This window comes from Burkholderia sp. E168m23, assembly GCF_016586125.1.
Classification (GTDB): domain Bacteria; phylum Pseudomonadota; class Gammaproteobacteria; order Burkholderiales; family Burkholderiaceae; genus Burkholderia; species Burkholderia orbicola.
Map to the genome: position 1 here is coordinate 1 of NZ_BCPP01001599.1, position 742 is coordinate 742.

Here is a 742-nt window from a genome sequence, read left to right on the forward strand (position 1 = left end):
CTCGTCGGTCGGGATCACGCGCACCGTCACGCGCGACGCGTCGCTCGAAATCACCGGCAGGCCGGCCGCGTTCGCCGCGTCGTCGAGCACGATGCCGAGCCACGCCGCGCGGCGGCAGATCCGTTCACGCACGCGCGGCGCGTGCTCGCCGATGCCCGCCGTGAACACGAGCGTGTCGAGACCGCCGAGCACGCCGGCCAGTGCGGCGAGTTCGCGGGCCGCGCGATAGGCGAACAGCTCGACCGCATGCGCGGCCGACGGTGCGTCGCTCGCGAGCAGCGTGCGCATGTCGCTCGACACGCCCGACACGCCCAGCAAGCCCGATTCGGCATAGATCAGATGCTCGACCTCGTCGAGCGAGCGGCCCGTGTGACGCTGCAGGTACAGGATCACGCCGGGGTCCAGCGCGCCCGTGCGCGTGCCCATCGGCAGCCCGTCGACTGCCGTGAACCCCATCGTCGTCGCGACGCTGCGGCCGTTCGCGAGCGCACACAGGCTTGCGCCGTTACCGAGGTGCGCGACCACCGTCCGGTGCTGCATCCACGACGGATCGAGGGCCGCGAGCGCCGTCGCGATGTACTCGTACGACAGCCCGTGAAACCCGTAGCGCACGATGCCCTGCTCGGTCAGCGCGCGCGGCAACGCGAACTCCCGTTCGAGCGCCGGCACCGTCGCATGGAACGCGGTGTCGAAACACGCGACCTGCGGCAGGTTCGGCGCAACCGCGGCAACCGCGCGAATC

1 protein-coding gene is annotated in these 742 nt (G+C 71.6%); it reads right to left on the reverse strand.

Features of this window, described 5'->3' with window-relative positions:
- On the reverse strand, window positions 1-742 hold a 742-nt coding region (locus JMF90_RS39135; protein WP_374104348.1), incomplete at both ends, for an acetate/propionate family kinase.